The sequence below is a fragment of the Streptosporangium roseum DSM 43021 genome, assembly GCF_000024865.1.
Classification (GTDB): Bacteria; Actinomycetota; Actinomycetes; order Streptosporangiales; family Streptosporangiaceae; genus Streptosporangium; species Streptosporangium roseum.
In genome coordinates this window covers 6,396,343-6,413,421 of the sequence record NC_013595.1, presented here as the reverse complement: position 1 = coordinate 6,413,421, position 17,079 = coordinate 6,396,343, and the positions used below count along the sequence as shown (strand labels likewise).

Annotated in this window: 20 protein-coding genes and 2 pseudogenes; 7 read left to right on the top strand and 15 right to left on the bottom strand. The window is 69.8% G+C overall.

Annotated features, from left to right (window positions below; genetic code table 11):
• The first annotated feature begins 63 nt into the window (after positions 1 to 63).
• Complete coding sequence (locus SROS_RS28190; protein WP_012892320.1) at positions 64 to 1,206, top strand: acyl-CoA dehydrogenase family protein; 1,143 nt, start codon at positions 64 to 66, stop codon at positions 1,204 to 1,206.
• A 46-nt stretch (positions 1,207 to 1,252) separates the two neighbouring features.
• Here the strand turns inward: SROS_RS28190 and SROS_RS28185 are convergent, their stop codons facing one another.
• From SROS_RS28185 to SROS_RS28170, 4 genes are all read right to left on the bottom strand, one after another.
• Positions 1,253 to 1,762 (bottom strand): GNAT family N-acetyltransferase, encoded by a 510-nt coding sequence (locus SROS_RS28185; RefSeq protein WP_012892319.1) that lies wholly within the window; start codon positions 1,760 to 1,762, stop codon positions 1,253 to 1,255.
• 94 nt (positions 1,763 to 1,856) lie between these two features.
• The gene (locus tag SROS_RS28180) at positions 1,857 to 2,537 is read right to left on the bottom strand and encodes a hypothetical protein (RefSeq protein WP_012892318.1); all 681 of its coding nucleotides are present in this window, start codon (positions 2,535 to 2,537) and stop codon (positions 1,857 to 1,859) included.
• 335 nt (positions 2,538 to 2,872) lie between these two features.
• Positions 2,873 to 4,150, bottom strand: a complete 1,278-nt coding sequence (locus SROS_RS28175) for an alkene reductase (RefSeq protein ID WP_012892317.1) — start codon at positions 4,148 to 4,150, stop codon at positions 2,873 to 2,875.
• A gap of 697 nt (positions 4,151 to 4,847) precedes the next feature.
• Positions 4,848 to 6,260, bottom strand: coding sequence for a dihydrolipoyl dehydrogenase family protein (locus tag SROS_RS28170; protein ID WP_012892316.1), 1,413 nt, complete (start codon positions 6,258 to 6,260; stop codon positions 4,848 to 4,850).
• Between the two features lie 209 nt (positions 6,261 to 6,469).
• Here SROS_RS28170 and SROS_RS28165 point away from each other — a divergent pair, with 209 nt between their 5' ends.
• Both SROS_RS28165 and SROS_RS28160 read left to right on the top strand, forming a co-directional pair.
• Positions 6,470 to 8,059, top strand: coding sequence for a sensor histidine kinase (locus tag SROS_RS28165; protein ID WP_012892315.1), 1,590 nt, complete (start codon positions 6,470 to 6,472; stop codon positions 8,057 to 8,059).
• An 89-nt stretch (positions 8,060 to 8,148) separates the two neighbouring features.
• The gene (locus SROS_RS28160) at positions 8,149 to 8,625 is read left to right on the top strand and encodes an Lrp/AsnC family transcriptional regulator (protein ID WP_012892314.1); all 477 of its coding nucleotides are present in this window, start codon (positions 8,149 to 8,151) and stop codon (positions 8,623 to 8,625) included.
• 294 nt (positions 8,626 to 8,919) lie between these two features.
• On the opposite strand, the gene SROS_RS51230 is transcribed toward SROS_RS28160, so the two are convergent.
• Genes SROS_RS51230 through SROS_RS28150 form a run of 3 tightly spaced genes read right to left on the bottom strand, consistent with a single transcriptional unit; the run spans position 8,920 to position 9,747 of the window.
• Complete coding sequence (locus SROS_RS51230) at positions 8,920 to 9,087, bottom strand: hypothetical protein (RefSeq protein ID WP_169369395.1); 168 nt, start codon at positions 9,085 to 9,087, stop codon at positions 8,920 to 8,922.
• Entirely contained in the window at positions 9,053 to 9,367 is a 315-nt protein-coding gene (locus tag SROS_RS28155; RefSeq protein WP_148269227.1) for a hypothetical protein, read from the bottom strand. The genes SROS_RS51230 and SROS_RS28155 overlap by 35 nt, the downstream gene beginning before the upstream one ends.
• Positions 9,364 to 9,747 (bottom strand): hypothetical protein, encoded by a 384-nt coding sequence (locus SROS_RS28150; RefSeq protein ID WP_245564304.1) that lies wholly within the window; start codon positions 9,745 to 9,747, stop codon positions 9,364 to 9,366. Before SROS_RS28150 ends, SROS_RS28155 begins: the two co-directional genes overlap by 4 nt.
• Positions 9,748 to 9,762: 15 nt before the next feature.
• On the opposite strand from SROS_RS28150, the gene SROS_RS28145 reads away from it, so the two are divergent.
• Complete coding sequence (locus tag SROS_RS28145; RefSeq protein WP_245564303.1) at positions 9,763 to 9,984, top strand: hypothetical protein; 222 nt, start codon at positions 9,763 to 9,765, stop codon at positions 9,982 to 9,984.
• A gap of 11 nt (positions 9,985 to 9,995) precedes the next feature.
• Here SROS_RS28145 and SROS_RS28140 read toward each other — a convergent pair whose 3' ends face one another.
• The 3 genes from SROS_RS28140 to SROS_RS28130 all read right to left on the bottom strand — a co-directional run bounded on the left by SROS_RS28140 (position 9,996) and on the right by SROS_RS28130 (position 11,817).
• The gene (locus tag SROS_RS28140) at positions 9,996 to 11,087 is read right to left on the bottom strand and encodes an IS630 family transposase (RefSeq protein ID WP_012891233.1); all 1,092 of its coding nucleotides are present in this window, start codon (positions 11,085 to 11,087) and stop codon (positions 9,996 to 9,998) included.
• 88 nt (positions 11,088 to 11,175) lie between these two features.
• Positions 11,176 to 11,346 carry a hypothetical protein gene (locus tag SROS_RS28135; protein WP_245564302.1) on the bottom strand — a complete coding sequence of 57 codons (171 nt, stop codon included), beginning with the start codon at positions 11,344 to 11,346 and terminating at the stop codon, positions 11,176 to 11,178.
• A 189-nt stretch (positions 11,347 to 11,535) separates the two neighbouring features.
• Positions 11,536 to 11,817 (bottom strand): DedA family protein, encoded by a 282-nt coding sequence (locus tag SROS_RS28130; RefSeq protein ID WP_245564301.1) that lies wholly within the window; start codon positions 11,815 to 11,817, stop codon positions 11,536 to 11,538.
• Positions 11,818 to 12,627: 810 nt separating this feature from the next.
• Between SROS_RS28130 and SROS_RS28125 the strand changes: the two genes are divergently transcribed.
• Positions 12,628 to 13,224 carry a hypothetical protein gene (locus SROS_RS28125; protein WP_012892313.1) on the top strand — a complete coding sequence of 199 codons (597 nt, stop codon included), beginning with the start codon at positions 12,628 to 12,630 and terminating at the stop codon, positions 13,222 to 13,224.
• Positions 13,225 to 13,533: 309 nt separating this feature from the next.
• A pseudogene (locus SROS_RS28120) lies at positions 13,534 to 13,983 on the top strand (IS5 family transposase); the annotation flags it as partial.
• 82 nt (positions 13,984 to 14,065) lie between these two features.
• Here SROS_RS28120 and SROS_RS28115 read toward each other — a convergent pair.
• The 4 genes and pseudogenes from SROS_RS28115 to SROS_RS28100 form a co-directional block, all read right to left on the bottom strand.
• Positions 14,066 to 14,302, bottom strand: a pseudogene (locus tag SROS_RS28115) (ATP-binding protein); the annotation flags it as partial.
• Positions 14,303 to 14,755: 453 nt separating this feature from the next.
• Complete coding sequence (locus tag SROS_RS28110) at positions 14,756 to 15,319, bottom strand: dihydrofolate reductase family protein (protein WP_012892312.1); 564 nt, start codon at positions 15,317 to 15,319, stop codon at positions 14,756 to 14,758.
• Positions 15,316 to 15,810: an SRPBCC family protein gene (locus SROS_RS28105; RefSeq protein WP_012892311.1), complete on the bottom strand. Its 495-nt coding sequence runs from the start codon at positions 15,808 to 15,810 to the stop codon at positions 15,316 to 15,318. The genes SROS_RS28110 and SROS_RS28105 overlap by 4 nt, the downstream gene beginning before the upstream one ends.
• On the bottom strand, positions 15,810 to 16,196 hold the full coding sequence (locus SROS_RS28100; RefSeq protein ID WP_012892310.1) for an ArsR/SmtB family transcription factor: 387 nt from the start codon (positions 16,194 to 16,196) through the stop codon (positions 15,810 to 15,812). Before SROS_RS28100 ends, SROS_RS28105 begins: the two co-directional genes overlap by 1 nt.
• 366 nt (positions 16,197 to 16,562) lie before the next feature.
• Between SROS_RS28100 and SROS_RS28095 the strand changes: the two genes are divergently transcribed.
• Complete coding sequence (locus SROS_RS28095; RefSeq protein ID WP_012892309.1) at positions 16,563 to 16,781, top strand: hypothetical protein; 219 nt, start codon at positions 16,563 to 16,565, stop codon at positions 16,779 to 16,781.
• A 2-nt stretch (positions 16,782 to 16,783) separates the two neighbouring features.
• Here SROS_RS28095 and SROS_RS54555 read toward each other — a convergent pair whose 3' ends face one another.
• Positions 16,784 to 17,008, bottom strand: a complete 225-nt coding sequence (locus SROS_RS54555; protein ID WP_425358639.1) for a DUF4259 domain-containing protein — start codon at positions 17,006 to 17,008, stop codon at positions 16,784 to 16,786.
• Between the last annotated feature and the right edge of the window lie 71 nt (positions 17,009 to 17,079).

Here is a 17,079-nt window from a genome sequence, read left to right as displayed (position 1 = left end):
GGGTGGCCGGTGACCCCGGTCACCCCTTTTGTCGTCCACGTCCATGACCTGGAGTGTGCGGAAATGACCGTTGAGCGTGTGATGCCCACCACCGAGGCCCACGACCTGCTGGAGCTGGTCCGTGAGCTGATCGCCAAGGAGGTGGCGCCCCGGGCGTCGGCCGACGAGTCCGCGGGCCGCTTCCCCCGCGAGGTGTTCACCACCCTGGGCCGGGCCGGGCTGCTCGGACTGCCCTACCCCGAGGAGCACGGTGGCGCCGCGCAGCCGTACGAGGTCTATCTCCAGGTGATCGAGGAGCTCGCGGCTGGCTGGCTGGCGGTCGGTCTCGGCCTGTCGGTGCATACCCTGTCCTGCTTCCCGGTGGCCGCCTACGGCACGGACGCGCAGCGCGCCGCGCTGCTGCCGGAGATGCTCGGCGGCGAGTGGCTGGGCGCCTACTGCCTGTCGGAGCCCCACTCCGGGTCCGACGCCGCCGCCCTGACCACCCGCGCGGTGCCCGACGCCGACGGCTACGTCGTCGACGGGGTCAAGGCCTGGATCACCCACGGCGGCGTCGCCGACTTCTACACCCTGATGGCCCGCACCTCCGACGACGGCGGGCGGGGCATCTCCTGCTTCCACGTTCCCGCCGGGACGGAGGGGCTGTCGTACGGCGTGCCCGAGCGGAAGATGGGGATGAGGTCCTCGCCGACCGCCCAGGTCCGGTTCGACTCGGTACGGCTCGCCTCCGACGCGCTGCTGGGCGCGGAGGGGGAGGGCTTCCGCATCGCCATGGCCGCCCTGGACGGCGGCAGGCTCGGCATCGCCGCCTGCGCCGTCGGCGTGGCCCAGGCGGCCCTCGACGCCGCCACCGGCTACGCCAAGGAGCGCCGCCAGTTCGGCTCCCGCATCGCCGACTTCCAGGGGGTCGGCTTCATGCTCGCCGACATGGCCACCCAGATCGCCGCCGCCCGTGCCCTCTACCTCGACGCCGCCCGCCTGCGCGACGCGGGCCGGCCGTACGGCACCCAGGCCGCCATGGCCAAGCTGTTCGCCACCGACATGTGCATGAAGGTCACCACCGACGCCGTCCAGGTTCTCGGCGGCTACGGCTACGTCGAGGACTTCCCGGTCGAGCGCTACATGCGGGAGGCGAAGGTCCTGCAGATCGTCGAGGGCACCAACCAGGTCCAGCGCGTGGTGATCAGCCGCGCCCTCGCGCGGTAGGCGGTCCCGCTGCCGGGACGGGCCCCGCCCGGGCGGGCCCGTCGGCTCAGACGCCGAACGGCGCCGGGTAGACGATGGTGCCGCCGGGCACCGGGACGGTGTCGTCGAACACGAGCGCCATCATGGCCTCGTCGGGGACCTCGAAGGACGGGTGGATCCCGTACGACGAGGCCCGCGTGAAGCCGAACCGCGGGTAGTACTCGGGGTGTCCGAGGACCAGGACGAGGTTCTCGCCCATGTCCCGGGCGGCTCCGAGTCCGGCGCGGATCGCGGCCGAGCCCGCCCCCTGCCGCTGGTGGCGCGGCAGGACGGCGCAGGGCCCCAGGGCCAGGGCCGGGACGTCGCCGACGTGGCAGCGGGTGAGCAGCGCGTAGCCGGCGACGGTGCCGTCGGCGGACGTGGCGACGACGGACAGCTCCGGCAGCCATGCCGGGTCGGCGCGCAGCGCCTCGACGAGGTCGGCCTCCAAAGGGGTGGGGAAGGCGCCGAGGGTGACCTCGCGGATCGCGGGGATGTCGCGCTCGGTCTCGGGCCGGGTGTTCCAGGTGAGGGACATGACGGTGGATGTTCCTTCGACGGTCGTGGGCATGGCGGCGCCCGGCCGGGGGCCTCGGCGCCCTGGCCAGTCTCGGCGTTCCAGTCTCGGCGTTCTAGAGGAGGGGCGGCAGGAGGAGGGCCGCGCTGGAGGCGGCGACGCAGGTGAGGGCGGTGAGGGTGGTGCGGGCGCGCGCCCCGGTGGTCGGGCGCAGCAGGAACGGCATCGACAGGCCGAGGACCAGCGGGGTGAGGAGCGCCCATGATCCGGCGGCCGGGAGGACGTCCGGGGACGGGCTCGCCGCCCGCTGGGCGACCAGGGTGAACAGCAGCAGGCCGCTGAGCAGCCCCACGGTGATGTCGCCGGTGGTGTCCGGCCGGCGGCTGAGATATCCGGTCAGGCCGAAGGCGATCAGTGTGACGCTCAGCGCGGCCTTCCAGTCGCCGGTGTGGCTGAGCATGCTCTCGGAGTGGTCGAGGGCGTGGGCGGTGAAATGGCCGGCCGCGAGCCCCGCGACGGTCAGGGCGCCGTTGAGGGCCGCCCATCCGGCCTGTGGCGAGCCGCGCGTCATGCCCAGGACCAGCAGCCCGTACAGGTAGGGGTCGTAGGCCGCGACGACGTCGCCGGGCAGCACGCGGGTGAGCGATCCGCCGACCAGGGCGAGGATCATGCCCAGCGCCAGTTCGGCGGGCATCCGGCTCATGAAGAGGCGTTCCCGCCGGTCCAGTGCCCGGAAGTCGACCTGCCCGTGCGTCTCGCGCCGGCCCATGTGCATGGCCCTGTCCGTGGCTGCCATGTCGCCCCCTGACTGTCGCGGAAATCCGCCTGTCCGGCCCCGTGACCTTCAACATTGCCTCTCTGTCGTGTCCGAATTATGACAAATTGGTCAAATAACTGTCTTTTCTCATGGTTAAGTCATGGGCATAGCCGGGGAAAAATCGTTGGTGAGCAGGGGAGCGGCCTGATGGTACGGAACTTTCCGCCCGCGGCGCTGACCGACCTCAAGGTGATCGGGGAGACCATGGAGCTGCCGGCCCCGCGGAGCGAGGAGCGGCGACGGCACCCGGCGCCGGTCCCGGGGTGGGTTGCCGGGGGAGGCGGGCATCGGGCGGCGCCGCTCCGGCCTGATCCTCACCCCCGGCCGCGAGCCTGCTCGCTCAGGGTGGGGTAGTCGGTGTAGCCCTCCGCGCCGCCGCCGTAGACGCCGGTGGAGGCGGGCTGGTTCAGGGGGGCTCCGAGGCGCAGCCGTTCGACCAGGTCGGGATTCGCGACGAAGGCGCCTCCGAAGGCCACCATGTCGGCGCCGCGTTTCAACCACCACGCGGCCGGATGGGCCTTGGCCAGGTCGCAGGGGTTGTTCTGCGGGGTGACGATCAGGGCGGCCGGCCAGAGCGCGCGGACCCGCCCGTCCAGGGCGGCGTCCCCGGTCTCCCTCAGATGCAGGTAGGCGATCGGATCGTCGGCGAGCTCGCGGATCAGCGCGGTGTAGACCTCGCCCGGGTCGTGCTCGGCCATGTCGCCGTAGTGGTTGCCGGGGGAGATCCGCAGCCCCACGCGATCCGGCCCGACGGCCGCGGCGACCGCGCGCACGACCTCGACGACCGTCCGGATCCGCCCGGCGGTGTCGCCGCCCCACCTGTCGGTGCGCAGGTTGCTGCTGTCACCGAGGAACTGGTGCAGAAGGTAGCCGTTGGCGGCGTGGATCTCCACGCCGTCCAGGCCTGCGGCGACCGCGCGCCGGGCCGCCCGGGCGAAGTCGTCGATGATCCGGCGGATCCGCGCGCCGGTCAGTTCCCGGGGCGTGACCGCGTCGAGCCGTCCGTCCGGAGTGTAGACGAGGGCGCGGGCGCGGACCGGCGAGGGCGCGAGCGGGTGCAGGCCGTCGGGCAGGAAGGCGGGGTGGGCCAGGCGGCCCGCGTGCATGAGCTGGACGAAGATGTGCCCGCCCGCCTCGTGCACCGCGTCCGCGACGCGGGCCCAGCCGCGCTGGTGCTCGTCGGTGTGCAGACCCGGCGCGCCAGGGCCGATGCGGCCGGCGGGGCCGGGGTGGGTGCCTTCGGCGATGATGAGGCCGGCGGAGGCGCGCTGGGCGTAGTAGGTGGCCATGAGCGGGGTGGGGGTGCCGTCGGGCTCCGCTCTGGAACGGGTCATCGGCGCCATGGCGACGCGGTTGGGCAGGGACACGGCGCCCAGCCGCACGGGATCGAAAAGGGTGGGGGCCGCTTCCGCGGGCGCCGTTCCCCCGGGCGCGGCCTGCGCGGGCGTGGCCTCCCCGGGCGTTTCCTCCGAGGGCGTGGCCTCCGAGGGCGTGGCCTGCGCGGGCGTTCCCTCAGCGGGCGTGGCCTCCCCGGGCGCGGCCTGCGCCGGGGTGGTCTTCGCGGGCGTGATCTTCGCGGGCGTTGCTTCCATCGTGTGGGTCCTCGCCGCCGGTGCGTGGTCTTCGGATGCCGTCAGGTGCTCCAGAGGTCGGAGAGCAGCTCGTAGGAGTGCGGCCGATCGGCGGAGTCGTGGGTCTCGGTGCCCGCGATGAACTCGTCGGCTCCGGTCGGCTTCACGTACCCCCGCGGTCCCCGGCGTACGGTCTCCGGTGAGTCGGCGTCCGGCCCGTGGGCGGCCGCCGACGGAACGCCTGTGGTGCGTGTATGACGGCCCGTGGAGAGGCGGGAGCGCCGGCCCGCGAGGCGGTGGAGGCCGGCGGCCGCGGCGTGATCACGGCGAAATATGTATAAATATCCAGCTATTGACCACGCTACTCCCCGCGCCGGAGCGGCCGGCCGCCGGGCGGTCACCGTAGAGAGGGGGCAGCCCCAGGAGTCGAAGATCAGTTCCGTCGGGCGGTCACCGTGGAGAGTTGGGCGGTCACCGTGGAGAGGGGAGGGCCCGGGAGTCGAAGATCAGGTCCGTCGGGCGGTCATCGTGGGGACGCGGAGTGCCACGGGAGTCGAAGATCAGGTCCGCCGGGCGGTCACCGTGAGGGCGCGGAGCGCCACGGGAGACGAAGATCAGATCCGAGGGCGGCCTGGAGACGCTGCGGCACGGCGGGGCCGTGCCGCCCCGCCGCCCTCGTCCAGCCATGCAGCCCCCGCCCCGCCGTGCCGTCCGCAGGTCAGAGTCCGTACTCCTCCAGCAGCCGCAGCCAGACCTCGCTCACCGTCGGGAAGGACGGCACGGCGTGCCAGAGCCGGTCCAGCGTCACCTCGCCGGTGACCGCGACCGTCGCGGAGTGCAGCAGCTCGGCCACGCCCGGCCCGGCGAACGTCACGCCGAGCAGGACGCGCCGGTCCTCGTCCACGACGGCCTTGGCCCTGCCCCGGTAGCCGTCGCCGAGCAGGTAGGCCCCCGACACCGCGCCCAGGTCGTACTCGACCACGCGCACGTCGAACCCCTCGGCCCTGGCGGCGGCCTCGGTCCGGCCGACGGCGCAGACCTGCGGGTCGGTGAAGACCACCTGCGGCGCCCCGTACCCGTCCGCCGTGTCCCGCATCGCGGGCAGGTCGTCACGCTCCCCCCGCGCCCGCGCCGCGATGACGTCGCCGCACACCCGGGCCTGGTACTTGCCCATGTGGGTGAGCAGGTTGCGGCCGTTGACGTCGCCCACGGCGTACAGCCAGCCGCCGTCGACCCCGGTCGCGCGCATGCTGTCGTCGACCCGCACCGGATCGGTGTCGGGCAGGCCGACGGTGTCGAGCCCGAGATCACCGGTCGCGGGCCTGCGGCCGGTGGCCACCAGCAGCTCGTCGGCCTCCACCGGCGCGCCCTCGGCGAGGTGGACGGTCACCGGGCCGCCCGGCTCGGGCCGTTCGACCCGGGTCACCTGGGCGCCGGTGCGCACCTGGACGCCGCCGTCGCGGAGCGAGGCCACCAGGAGCTCTCCGGCGAACGGTTCCATCCGGCCGAGCAGCGTGCGCCCGCGCACCAGCATCGTCGTCTCCTCGGCGCCGAGCCCGTGCAGGGCCTGCGCCATCTCGCAGGCCACCACGCCTCCGCCCAGCACGGCCAGCCGTTTCGGGACGGCGCGGACGCCGGTCGCCTCGCGGCTCGTCCACGGTGAGGCCTCCGCCAGCCCGGGGGTCGGCGGGATCACCGGGCGGCTGCCGGTGGCCAGCACCACGGCGTGCCGGGCGCGCAGCAGGCGCGTGGAGCCGTCGGGGGCGGTCACCTCGACCTGCCTGGGGCCCCGCAGCCGCCCGCGTCCCCGGAAGAACTCCGCCGGGACGCTCTTGATCCACTGCACCTGCTTGCCGTCGTCCAGGTGCGACACGGCCTCGTCGCGCCGGGCGAGCACGGCGTCGACGTCGATCGGCCGCAGCGCCAGGCCGGGCACCCGGCCGACGTCCGCCGCCAGCTCCACCGGGCGGAGCAGGGCCTTGCTGGGGATGCATGCCCAGTAGGCGCACTCCCCGCCCGCCAGCTCCTCCTCCACCACCGCGACGCTCAGCCCGCCGCGGGCCGCGCGGGCCGCGGCGTTCTCGCCCGCCGGGCCGGCGCCTACCACGATCACGTCGAATTCGTCGGACACGACTACCTCCCAGAGCGTATGAGCCGATCACCGTGGTCAGTGTGACGGCACCGGCCGCACCAGCTTCGCAGCCTCGCCGTGGGAGGAACGCGGCCGAGGGGCCGGAGGGCGCGATCGCTTGCTGGAGAAGCGCCCCGTTCCGGTATCTTTCGTCAGCTGCCGGGTTTCCATGGCTTCGGGCAGACGAAGGTTCGTGAGATGGGAATTCGATGACCACCGACCACGCGCGCCCGGCCGAGTCCGGGCGGAGCCGCTGGAGCGCGCAGACGTGGTTCAACGTCGTGTTGCTGGCCATGGCGGTGCTCCTCGCCCTGTCGGCGGTGATCGGCGCCGTCGTCCTGCGGAACGCCGCCCAGGCGTCCAACCGCCTCATCGACGAGATCTCGGTGGGCAGGATCCAGGCGGAGCGCATGCAGACGGCCCTGGTGAACCAGGAGACCGGGCTGCGGGGGTTCGTCCTCACCGGCAAGGAGGAGTTCCTCCAGCCGTACGAGGACGGACAGCGTAACCAGGCCGCCGCGTCGTCGCAGATCCGGACCGTGGCGCCGATGGCGCGAGCGCTACGGGAGCTGGAGGCCGTGGACGGGCTGAGCGCCCGGTGGCGCTCCGGTTACGCGGCACCGATGATCGAGCACGTGCGCGCCTCCGGGCCGGAGACCGTCAGCGCCGCGCAGGCCGAGGCCGGCAAGCAGGCCTTCGACGCCATCCGAGGCGCGCTCGACGACCAGAACGCCGCCTGGAGCCGGGCCAGGGACACCGCGCGCGCCGAGCTGGCCGCCGCCCGCACCCTCCGGGACGTGACCTTCTTCGCCATCCTGGTCGCCTTCCTGGTCACCGTCATCACGGTGGCGGTGCTGTTGCGGATCGCGGTGTTCCGCCCCCTCGCCCGCCTGCGCGACGCCTCGCGCCGCGTCACCGGCGGTGACTTCGAGCACCACATCGACACCGGCGGGCCCGCGGACCTCGCCGCGCTGGCCGGTGACATGGAGGCGATGCGCACGCGGATCGTCAGCGAGCTGGAGGAGGCCCGCGCCTCCCGGCAGCAGATCGCCGCGCAGACGGAGGAGCTGAAGCGCTCCAACGCCGAGCTTGAGCAGTTCGCCTACGTGGCCTCCCACGACCTCCAGGAACCGCTGCGCAAGATCGCCTCCTTCTGCCAGATGCTCCAGCAGCGCTACGCCTCCCAGCTCGACGAGAGGGCCAACACCTACATCGACTTCGCCGTCGACGGCGCCAAGCGGATGCAGGTGCTCATCAACGAGCTGCTCACCTTCTCCCGGGTGGGCCGCGTCCACCAGGAGCCCGTCGAGATGGACCTCAACGACGTGGTCGACAGGGCGCTGGTCAACCTCTCCGCCGCCGTCGAGGAGTCCGAGGCCGAGATCGACGTCGGCGACCTGCCGGTGATCGTCGGCGACCGGACCCAGTTCGTGATGCTCTGGCAGAACCTGATCGGCAACTCCCTGAAGTTCCGCGGGGCGGACCGCAGGCCGCACATCCGGATCGAGGCCGAGGAGCAGGACGGGCAGTGGCGGATGACCCTGACCGACAACGGCATCGGCATCGCCCCCAACTTCGCCGAGAAGATCTTCGTCATCTTCCAACGGCTCCACCACCGCGACGCCTACGGGGGCACCGGGATCGGCCTGGCGCTCTGCCGGAAGATCGTCGAGCAGCATCAGGGGAGGATCCGGCTCGACACCGACTACTCCGACGGGGCCCGCTTCGTCATCACCCTGCCCGTCACGGTGGCGTCGCCGCAGGGGACGGCGCCGGCGACCGCCGGAGAGGACGGCTGAGCCCGGCGGCGGGAGACGGTCGTGGTTGGGACCATGCCGTGACCATGGAGCGGCGCGGGCGGCCGCCGGGTGCCGTTACCGTTGATCGGGTGGAGGAGATCGACCGCCGGATCGTGACATTGCTGGCCAGGGATGGCCGGATGAGCTTCACCGACCTCGCCAGGGAGACCGGGCTGTCGGTGTCGGCGGTGCACCAGAGGGTGCGTCGGCTGGAGAAGCGCGGGGTGGTGCGGGGATACACCGCGCTGGTGGACCACGACGCGATCGGCCTGTCGCTGACCGCGTTCGTGTCCATCAAGCCGATCGACCCGGCCGCCGCCGACGACGCCCCCGAACGGCTGGCCCACCTGAGCGCCATCGAGGCCTGCCACAGCGTGGCCGGGGACGAGAGCTACATCCTCAAGGTGCGGGTGGCGTCGCCGCTCGCCCTGGAGGAGCTGCTCAACCAGATCCGCAGCGCGGCCAACGTCTCGACCCGGACGACGGTGGTGCTCAGCACGCCGTACGAACACCGTGCCCCCGAGCTGGTCGACCCGGACACCGGCAAGCCCGACGAGCCCGCCTGACCCCTCCGGAGGGCCTGTCACACCGCTCAGGGTTCGGTGGCACAGACCAGGGAGGGGCCATTCCAGCCGCCACATTTTCACCTAGTGATCAACAAGCGGGTCCAGGCCGTCGGCTGCGACCGGCTGAGGCGTAATCGCCTGCCGGCGTCGTCGGGCCCTCCCACGCCGACCCCCGGGATCCGACGACGATCGGTCTCACCGCCAATGGCTGTTCTCGGAGGGCGGTTCGCGAGTCGATGTCTCTTTGATCGCTTGCGCTGCAGGAGGAGAGCTGGTCACGGGCTCGTTGCCGGGCTACGGACGCGGCTGAGCGAGCGATCCCGGCTCGGTCTCCACGAGAATGCCGAGGCTGACCAGGCATTTGAGCTTGGCGCGGGTGTTCTCGATGTTCTTCCGCTCCAGGGGCAGGTCCAGGGCCAGGCAGAGGTCACGTGCTCGTGTGGGCCGGCCGGTGCCGGTCATGCATGAGGGTGAGAATCTGCTGGTAGGCGGGGTGATCAGGGACCACGGGAACTGGTGGCGGCGCCAGTGCCGGATTGGGCTCGGCGGCCGGGACGAGCAGAGTCTGGCGGGTGATCCGGAGGTGATCGAGGTCCTGATCGAGTTCCCGCAGGTGACCGGTCAACACCTCGACCTGGGCTTGGGCCTGTTCGATCTGGCTGGTCAGGGCCTTCTCGCGGGCGTCGATTCGGTCCAGCAGCCACGTGCCGGGGGCCGGGGCGCTCATGTTGTCGATACTCATGCCGAGCGCCAGGTGGGGGTGGAGGTGCCGGTCAGCCGGCGGGTCATCACGTCGGTCATCGCCCGATGCACGCGCGATTCGGAGCTGGCCAGATCGTGTTCGTAGTCGCGCACCAGGCGACGGTGCGGGGACATCGTGCCGTAGGTCTGCTCCACCACCCACCGCTTGGGCTGGGGGACGAACCCGGCCTCGGCGGGGTTACGCTCGACCCCGCCCGGACGCCTGGCCCGCGACGAGACCGGCGACCTGATCGCGGCCGATGAAGGCGCCCCGCCGCAGTGGACGCTGGACAGCCTGACCGCCGCCGTCCGCGCGGCGGGCATCCTCATCGCCCGCAGCCAGGTCCGCCGGACCCTGCGGGGCAATGGCTGGCCCGTCATCCGCGGATCCGCCAGGTGTTCATCCCGGTCAAGGCCTGCCGGCTCAATCTGGCCGAAGGCTGGCGACTGCTGCGCCGGGCCGCGTTCGCCGGACAGACCTTCGCCGACGCCACCGAGATCGCCCACGCGGTCGCCGTCGCCACCACACAGCTCAACACCCACGCCCAGCCCTGGATCTGGGGACGACCACCACCACGGCCCCGGACCCTACGCCTTACGTTCGTCCACCTGCTTTGAGGAACGCAGCACTAGTGTGGCGCGCCTGAAATTCGTCGGCAATATCGGGTGAGGGATTCGAGGATCTCCTCCGCAGTCTTCTTCCACACGAACGGCTTGGGATCCTCGTTCCACTGGCTGATCCAGTCGCGGATGTCGGCCTCCAGCGTCTGCACACTCTTGTGGACTCCACGCCTGATCAACTGGTCGGTCAGGAAGCCGAACCACCGCTCGACCTGGTTGATCCACGACGAACCGGTGGGGGTGAAGTGCATATGGAAGCGGGGATGCCGCGCCAGCCACGCCTTGATCGCCGGAGTCTTGTGCGTGCCGTAGTTGTCGCAGATCAAATGGACGTCCAGTTCGGCGGGCACCGTCTTGTCGATCGTGATCAGGAACTTCTTGAACTCCGCGGCGCGGTGCTGGCGGTGCAACTCGCCGATGACGGTTCCGTCTTCGACGTTGAAGGCGGCCAACAGGCTGGTGATCCCGTTGCGCACGTAGTCGGGGGTGCGGCGCTCGGGCATGCCGGGCATCATCGGCAGCACCGGCTGGGAGCGGTCCAGTGCCTGGATCTGGGACTTTTCATCCACGCACAACACCACCGCCCGTTCCGGCGGGTTGTGATACAGCCCCACCACATCGACGACCTTCTCCACGAACAACGGGTCGGTGGACAGTTTGAAGGTGTCGGCCTGGTGCGGTTTGAGCCCGAAGTCCCGCCAGATCCGCCCGATCGTCGACTTCGACAGTCCGCTGCGCTGGGCCATCGAGGCCCTCGACCAGTGCGTGGCGCCTTTGGGTGTCTGTTCCAAGGTCGCTACTACGACCTGTTCGACCTGGTCCAGGCCGATCGACGGTGGCCGGCCTGGACGCTGTTCGTCCATCAGACCCTCCAGTCGCAGCTTGACGAATCGGTTACGCCACTTGGAGACCGTGTCACGATGCACCCGCAGATCCGCGGCGATCTCGATGTTGTCCCTGCCGTCCGCACACGCCAGCACGATTTTGGATCGCATCGCCAGCACCTGCGACGACTTCGCCCGCCGTGCCCAGCGCTCCAGCGTCGCCCGCTCCTGGTCGGTCAGCGTCACCTCGGCCTTCGGCCTTCCTGTCCGTGCCATAACGACAGTCTAGACTTAGCCGAAGAATTTCAGACGCGCCACACTAGGTGGGCGCCGATGATGAGCGCGGTCAGCGCGATGATCGAGATCAGCGGAGCCGGGATCGCCTTGTCAGGCGGGGTAGGAACACCATGAGCGCGAGCGCGCCGGCGACCAGCGGGTAGACGATCCAGGGCACGTCGATAAGTTCGGGGACCTGGGCCATGACGACCAAGTTGGCCAGGGCGTTGACGAAACCGACCATGACACTGCGCGGCACGAAGCGCATCAGCTTGGCTCCCCGACGTGGCCCAGCATCTGCGGGCCACCCCGGAGGAGTGGGACAGCCGCGCCGCAGGAAAGGCGCATAACCCGATTCCGGTGATGATCACGCCGATACGGTGGCCGTCGTGGGCACTGCGAGCACCGTTCACCAGATCAAGGTCACCCTGCGCGAGGTTCACCCTGGTTACGGCGATGTCTTCGCTTTCGCGCGCCTGCGCCGTATCAGGGTCACCACCACGACGAGCACGGCCAGGGCGCCGAGCAGGATCCAAGACGCGCGTCCCAGCAGCCGCTCCAGGTGGGCGGCGGAGGCGCCCGCGAACGCGCCCAGGCTCACGTATAACGCCGACCAGAGCAGCGATCCCGCCAGCGAGGCGGGCAGGAAGCGCCCGTACCGCGCCTGGGCGGCACCGGCCGCGGCCGGCGTGAGTGTGCGCACGACGGGGATCAGCCGGGTGACGAACACGGCCGCCGCGACGATGCGCCAGAGGCAGTGAGAGCCGCCTGCATGTTCTCGATGGCTTTCGCTGCTTGGCCCGCGTAGTCCCCAATCGCTGCCGTCGAGCCGTCCTCGTTCAGGGGACACGCTCCGGCGAGGAAGATGAGTCGTGACTCGGCAGGCACCGTGGCCGCGTAAGCGTACTGGGCGACGTCGGACAGAGAAGCGGAACGGATCAAAGTGATGGCGCTAGGCATGGTCCCTCCTTTCCTTCACATCGGATGCAAAGCGACCATCCTGACATGGGCATTCTGACTGCCGCCTCCTGTTTTCGCAGGTCAAGTCGCCCGACCTCGCGGACAGCAGCACGCTCGCGTCCACCGCCTTCGTGGTGGGTCGCAGCACGTGAGTCGGTCGCACGCGCGCCACACCGTCTCGATCGCTGGCTGACGGCCACCGGCCCGCCATCCCCGCGCCTGAACCAGTGCAGGCCGTGTTCGATGGCCCGAAAGGCTCCGCCCGTGGCTATGCGTCAAGGTGTAGAGGCTCACGCATGTCACTCCTAGGCAGACTGCCCCTCATCAGCAGAGATGGCAGCTTGAAGATCATCCGAGGATCGGCAACGGCCTTTCAGGGGCCGCACGGCGCTGAGGCTGTGGCCCGCTTCTGGTCAGCCGTCGTGGAGCGCCTGCGTCCAGGGCCCCCGGCGATCGGTCGGCGGGCCGTCAGGTGGGTTTCGCACGGTGCAGCCCGCGCCGGAGCCGGCGTTCCCGCAAGGTCAGAGCATCGCCCCTGATAAGGCAGATTGGAAGAAAGGAAACAAAGAGGGGTGTTCGCGTGCGAGATATTCAGGGGGACCTCGTTCTGCGGCCGGATGCCCGGAAGGGGGCGGCCTTCCTGATCGCCGCGTTGGTGGCCACCGTGGCCATCGTCGCCGCCATCCTGGTTGGCGACGCCCCGACGGTGTTCGCCCCGATCATGGGTGCCGTCTTCGCCGTGCTGATCGCCCTGGGGAGCTGTGCCTTCTTCCGGGCCCGGATCGTCCTGACGGCGCACGAGATCGTTCTGCGAGGGATATTCTTCCAGCAGCGCCGGTCACGCTCGCACGCCGCGGAAGTGGTGCGCGCGACCCTCGTCGCGCCGCGGGCATCGCCCGGCGACACCCTGTTCGTGCTTGACGCACAGCGCAATCTGCTCATCAGGGTGCCCGGTAGCGGCTACGCGCGCGAGGACATCGACCGGCTGGTGAGCGCTCTCGGCGTGCCGTGCAGTGGCCCCGATCACGCCGTTGACGCCAACGAACTGGCCAAAACGTACCCGGGCCTGGTGCCATGGGTCGAGCGACATCCCTACCGGTTCGCGTTCGCGTTCGCGGTCGCCGGCGTCGTGGTCGCGGCCGTCATGACGCTGGTGCTCGTCTCGATCTCGGAGTGACCGAGCCACTCACCTTGTGACGCTCAAGACCAGCTAACGGGCGGCGCGCCGATCGTGTGGCGCGCCGCCCGCTCTGGTGATCGAGTCACGTTGGCCCGCGGCTTCGGGAGTCGTCAGGATCGCCTGTTCGGGGGGCGGAGAGATTTGGCGCGAAATCCGGTTGAGACCAGGATCGCCGCAGGTCAGAAGGAATGCACGCCCTCATTCAGGAACGCAGCACCAGGACCTGTCCTGTGAATCTTCGGCCAGAGCATTTGGCCTGGTCGGCCATGCTGAAGGCATGGTGCATCGGGGGGACTCACCGATCGGCAGTGGGAGATGATCAAGTCGGTCTTGCCGGAAGGCGGCGGGCAGGGCGGTCAGTGGCGTGACCATCGGCAAGTGATCAACGGGATCTTGTGGCAGGCCCGGACCGGTGCGCCCTGGCGGGATGTCCCCGACCGGTACAGGCCGTGGAAGACCCTGCATGAGCGGCTGCGCAGGCGGACCGCCGACGGCACCTGGGAGGCAATCTTCCAGCACGTCAAGGGCAACGTTCAGCTCGCCGAGGACGACGACGCGGCCGAGCTGTGGGAGGTGTCGGTCGACTCCACCGTCACCCGGGCGCACCAGCATGCCGCCGGCGCCCGGAAAAAAAGGGGATCTGCCGCCATCGGCGCCTCGGGTGCGACGGTGGCGGCCGTCGACGGGGAGGCGCTGGGCCGCTCCCGGGGTGGCCTGACCAGCAAGCTGCACGTGGCGCTGGACGACCGTTTGTAGGTGAGACCCGACACCACCTGGGCATGATCCGTGCCGGTGATGTTGGTCTGCGGAGACACCACTTTTCGCGCCCGATGGGCGGTCAGGTGTTCCGCTGCTTGGTGGCTTGAGCCAGCCGGTATGAGTCGGTGCCGGTTTCGAGGATGGTGCCACCGAAGGTGAGCCGGTCAACGATGGCGGCACAGAGCCTGGGGTCGGTGAAGGTCTTGGTCCAGCCGCCGAAAGACTCGTTGGACGCGATGGCGACGGAGGCCTTCTCCTCGCGTTCGGTGAGGACCTGGAACAACAGTTCCGCGCCGCGACGGTCGAGCTGCATGTGTTGGGTCGGGGACAGGACGCCGTGCACCTTCTCAAATGTCGGTTTTCCCATCCCCGCCCGCCGAGCCGGACGTGCCCGTTGGCCGAGCATCCGGCTCTCCACGTGACCCGATGGATCAGGCGCGATATTCGCCGACCTGGCCGACGAAGGCCACATCGCCGTGATTCGTCCGGCGGAAGCGTGCTCCGTCGGGGTCGACTTCATCGATGTTGTAAGGCGTGCTGAGCAGCGACCGTGCGGTAGCCAACTCGGTGCTTGCGCTGGAGCGCTCGGTTCGACAGTCCAGCACGGGCGTCGCGCCGGATCGCCGAATGGAGCTCGACGCGGGAGCCTGCGGGTGACGACCCGGTTCACCGACACCGCTGGGTGCTCGAGATACGCCCCGGCCGATCGGCCGTAAGCGCTCCGCGCGTCATGGAGGCTCGCGCCCGGCGAATCAGACAGGGCCGCAAGTCACTGTCCCAGAGGGCGGTACCGGAGGAGTACAACACCGTTTCCGAATCGGCGTTCATCGATGAGCTCGAGGTCGGCGCGCGCGTCGGTCGGTAAGGCCGGCTTTCCTCCACCAAGGACAGTGGGCCAGACGAACAGCTGGCACTCGTCAACCAGCCCGGCCTTGAATGCCTGGGACGCGAGGTTCGCACCCCCTACGGTGATATCGCTGCCGGCCGCGGCCTTCAGTTCGCGCACTGCGGTGGGGTCGAAGTGGCGTTCGACTCGGGTGTTGGCGGTCGACGCGGCGGTCAGCGTCGTGGAGTAGACGACCTTGTTCGCTGTCTGCCAGGCCGTCGCGAAGTCGGCCATGAGCTCGGACTGTGCCGCTAGCGTGGCGTCGGTCTCCCACACGGCCATGGTTTCGTATAGGCGCCGCCCGTAAAGGAACGTGCCCGCGGATTGCAGGAGGTCTGTGTGGGACCGGAACACCTCGGCGTCCGCCGGGCCGAAGTCGAAGGCGCCACGCTCGTCCTCGATGTAGCCGTCCAGAGTCACATTGGTCACGTAGATCAGCTTGGTCATGCCACGACACCTTCACGATCGGCCGCGATCTGGGCACTTGTCAGCGCGGCGTCCAGCTTGGTAAACGCCTCGAGCCAACCCAGCTCGCTGGGGCCCGCCAGGTGCGGTGGGAGCCACTGGCGGATCTCGAGTCGCGTGCGTCCCTCGCCCTCGTCGTGGAACTCGAATCGGAATCTTGTTGTGAACGGCTCGATGCCCTCCTGCAGTTGGCCGGCTACGTGCATGACGCCCTCAAGCAGTTCGCCGTCTGTGACGTCTGTGAGGTTGACGTAGATGTGAATGCGAAGGTCTGGCTCGTTGGCAGAGACCTCCGTCCACCGCTGATAGCCGCCGGGACGCACGTCGAAATCGATCTCCTCGCGCGGCAGCGAGTTGCCCATCGGGCCCCACCACTCCGCCAGGTGGTCCGGATCGGTGAAGGCTCGGTAGACGAGCTCACGTGGCGCGTCGAACACGCGCGAGATAGCGAGTTGCCGTGTTTCGGTTTCCATTAGAGCTCCTGGTTGTCGGGGACCTTGGGGTCGTCGGCCATCCGGTCCGTTGCGCGTTCGGCGGCCTGCACCGCGGCAAGGTGGGCATCGAGGCGGGTGAGGGAGGAGTCCCAGAAGCGCCGGTAGCGATCGATCCAGTCGGCCGCGTCGCGCAGTGGGGCGGCCTGGAGGCGGCTCCCGCGCCACTTGCCCGACCGTGTCCGCGAGATGAGCGCGGCGCGCTCGAGCACCTTCAGGTGTCGCGACACCGCCGGCATCGAGATGGGGAGGGAGGCGGTTAGCTCGGTGACGGTGGCGTCGTGTTCGGCCAGCTCGACGAGGATTGCCCGTCGAGTCGGGTCTGCGAGCGCTGAGAACACCGCGCTGAGCTGGTCAGTGCCGGCCATCCGAAGTCTCCCTTTATTTAACCAACCTGTTAAATGAAACGCGGCTCACGCTCTGCTGTCAAGGGAGGCGTTCGCCGGGCCGATCAGTCGAGAAGAGGCGGGAGCCGAGGAGTACGGCACCCTGCGAGGGCGGCGCCCGCGGGCCCCGGCGGCGGATGATCGCCCGGGTGTCACCAGGCCGGATGGGTTCATCTCCAGCACGCAGCGAGCGTCCTTGACTACTCAGGGTGGTGTCGGCATTCACCGACGTCGACAGACCGTCGAACGCCATTGGTGTCAGTTCTCACCTACAAGCGGTGCCGGACGATACCTCCGTAGCCACAACCCCCAGGCCGCCGCCCGGCATCTGCGATCGGTCACCGAACCATGAAGGTGGTCAAGCTCGATGCCATGGACGCCATCGAACTCAGCGAGATGCTCGAGTTCGTCAAGGACTGGCTCACCACCGACGACCAAGCCAAGGCCAGATTCGCGCAGTTCGTCGGGTGCCCCGGTTATGACGCCGCCGACCTCTGCGCAGACGCTGACCGCTTTGTCTTTCTGCTCGGCGGCAACGACGGCGAGTACCTCTTCGGTCAGGACTGACGTCACCGACTCTGAAGCACCGCTCGAAGCTTCTCGATCTCCGAAAGCCACTCAGCCGAGCTGTCGCTCTCGTCCCACAGATCCTTCAGCTCCGAACCGTCGGCGAGAACCCGCTCGAGGGCTCGCAAGGCCAACGCTCGCAAGTCATCCGGCAAATCGGGGATCGGCTGCTCGGGCCCATAAATCGGGTCGGCGGGAGAGCCGCCAGGGCATTGCGCCGCAACGATCGCGGCAAGGGTGTTCGATCTGCCTCCCGCCAGACCAAAGCAAGAGACGTTGCGGCCATCCGCTCACCTCG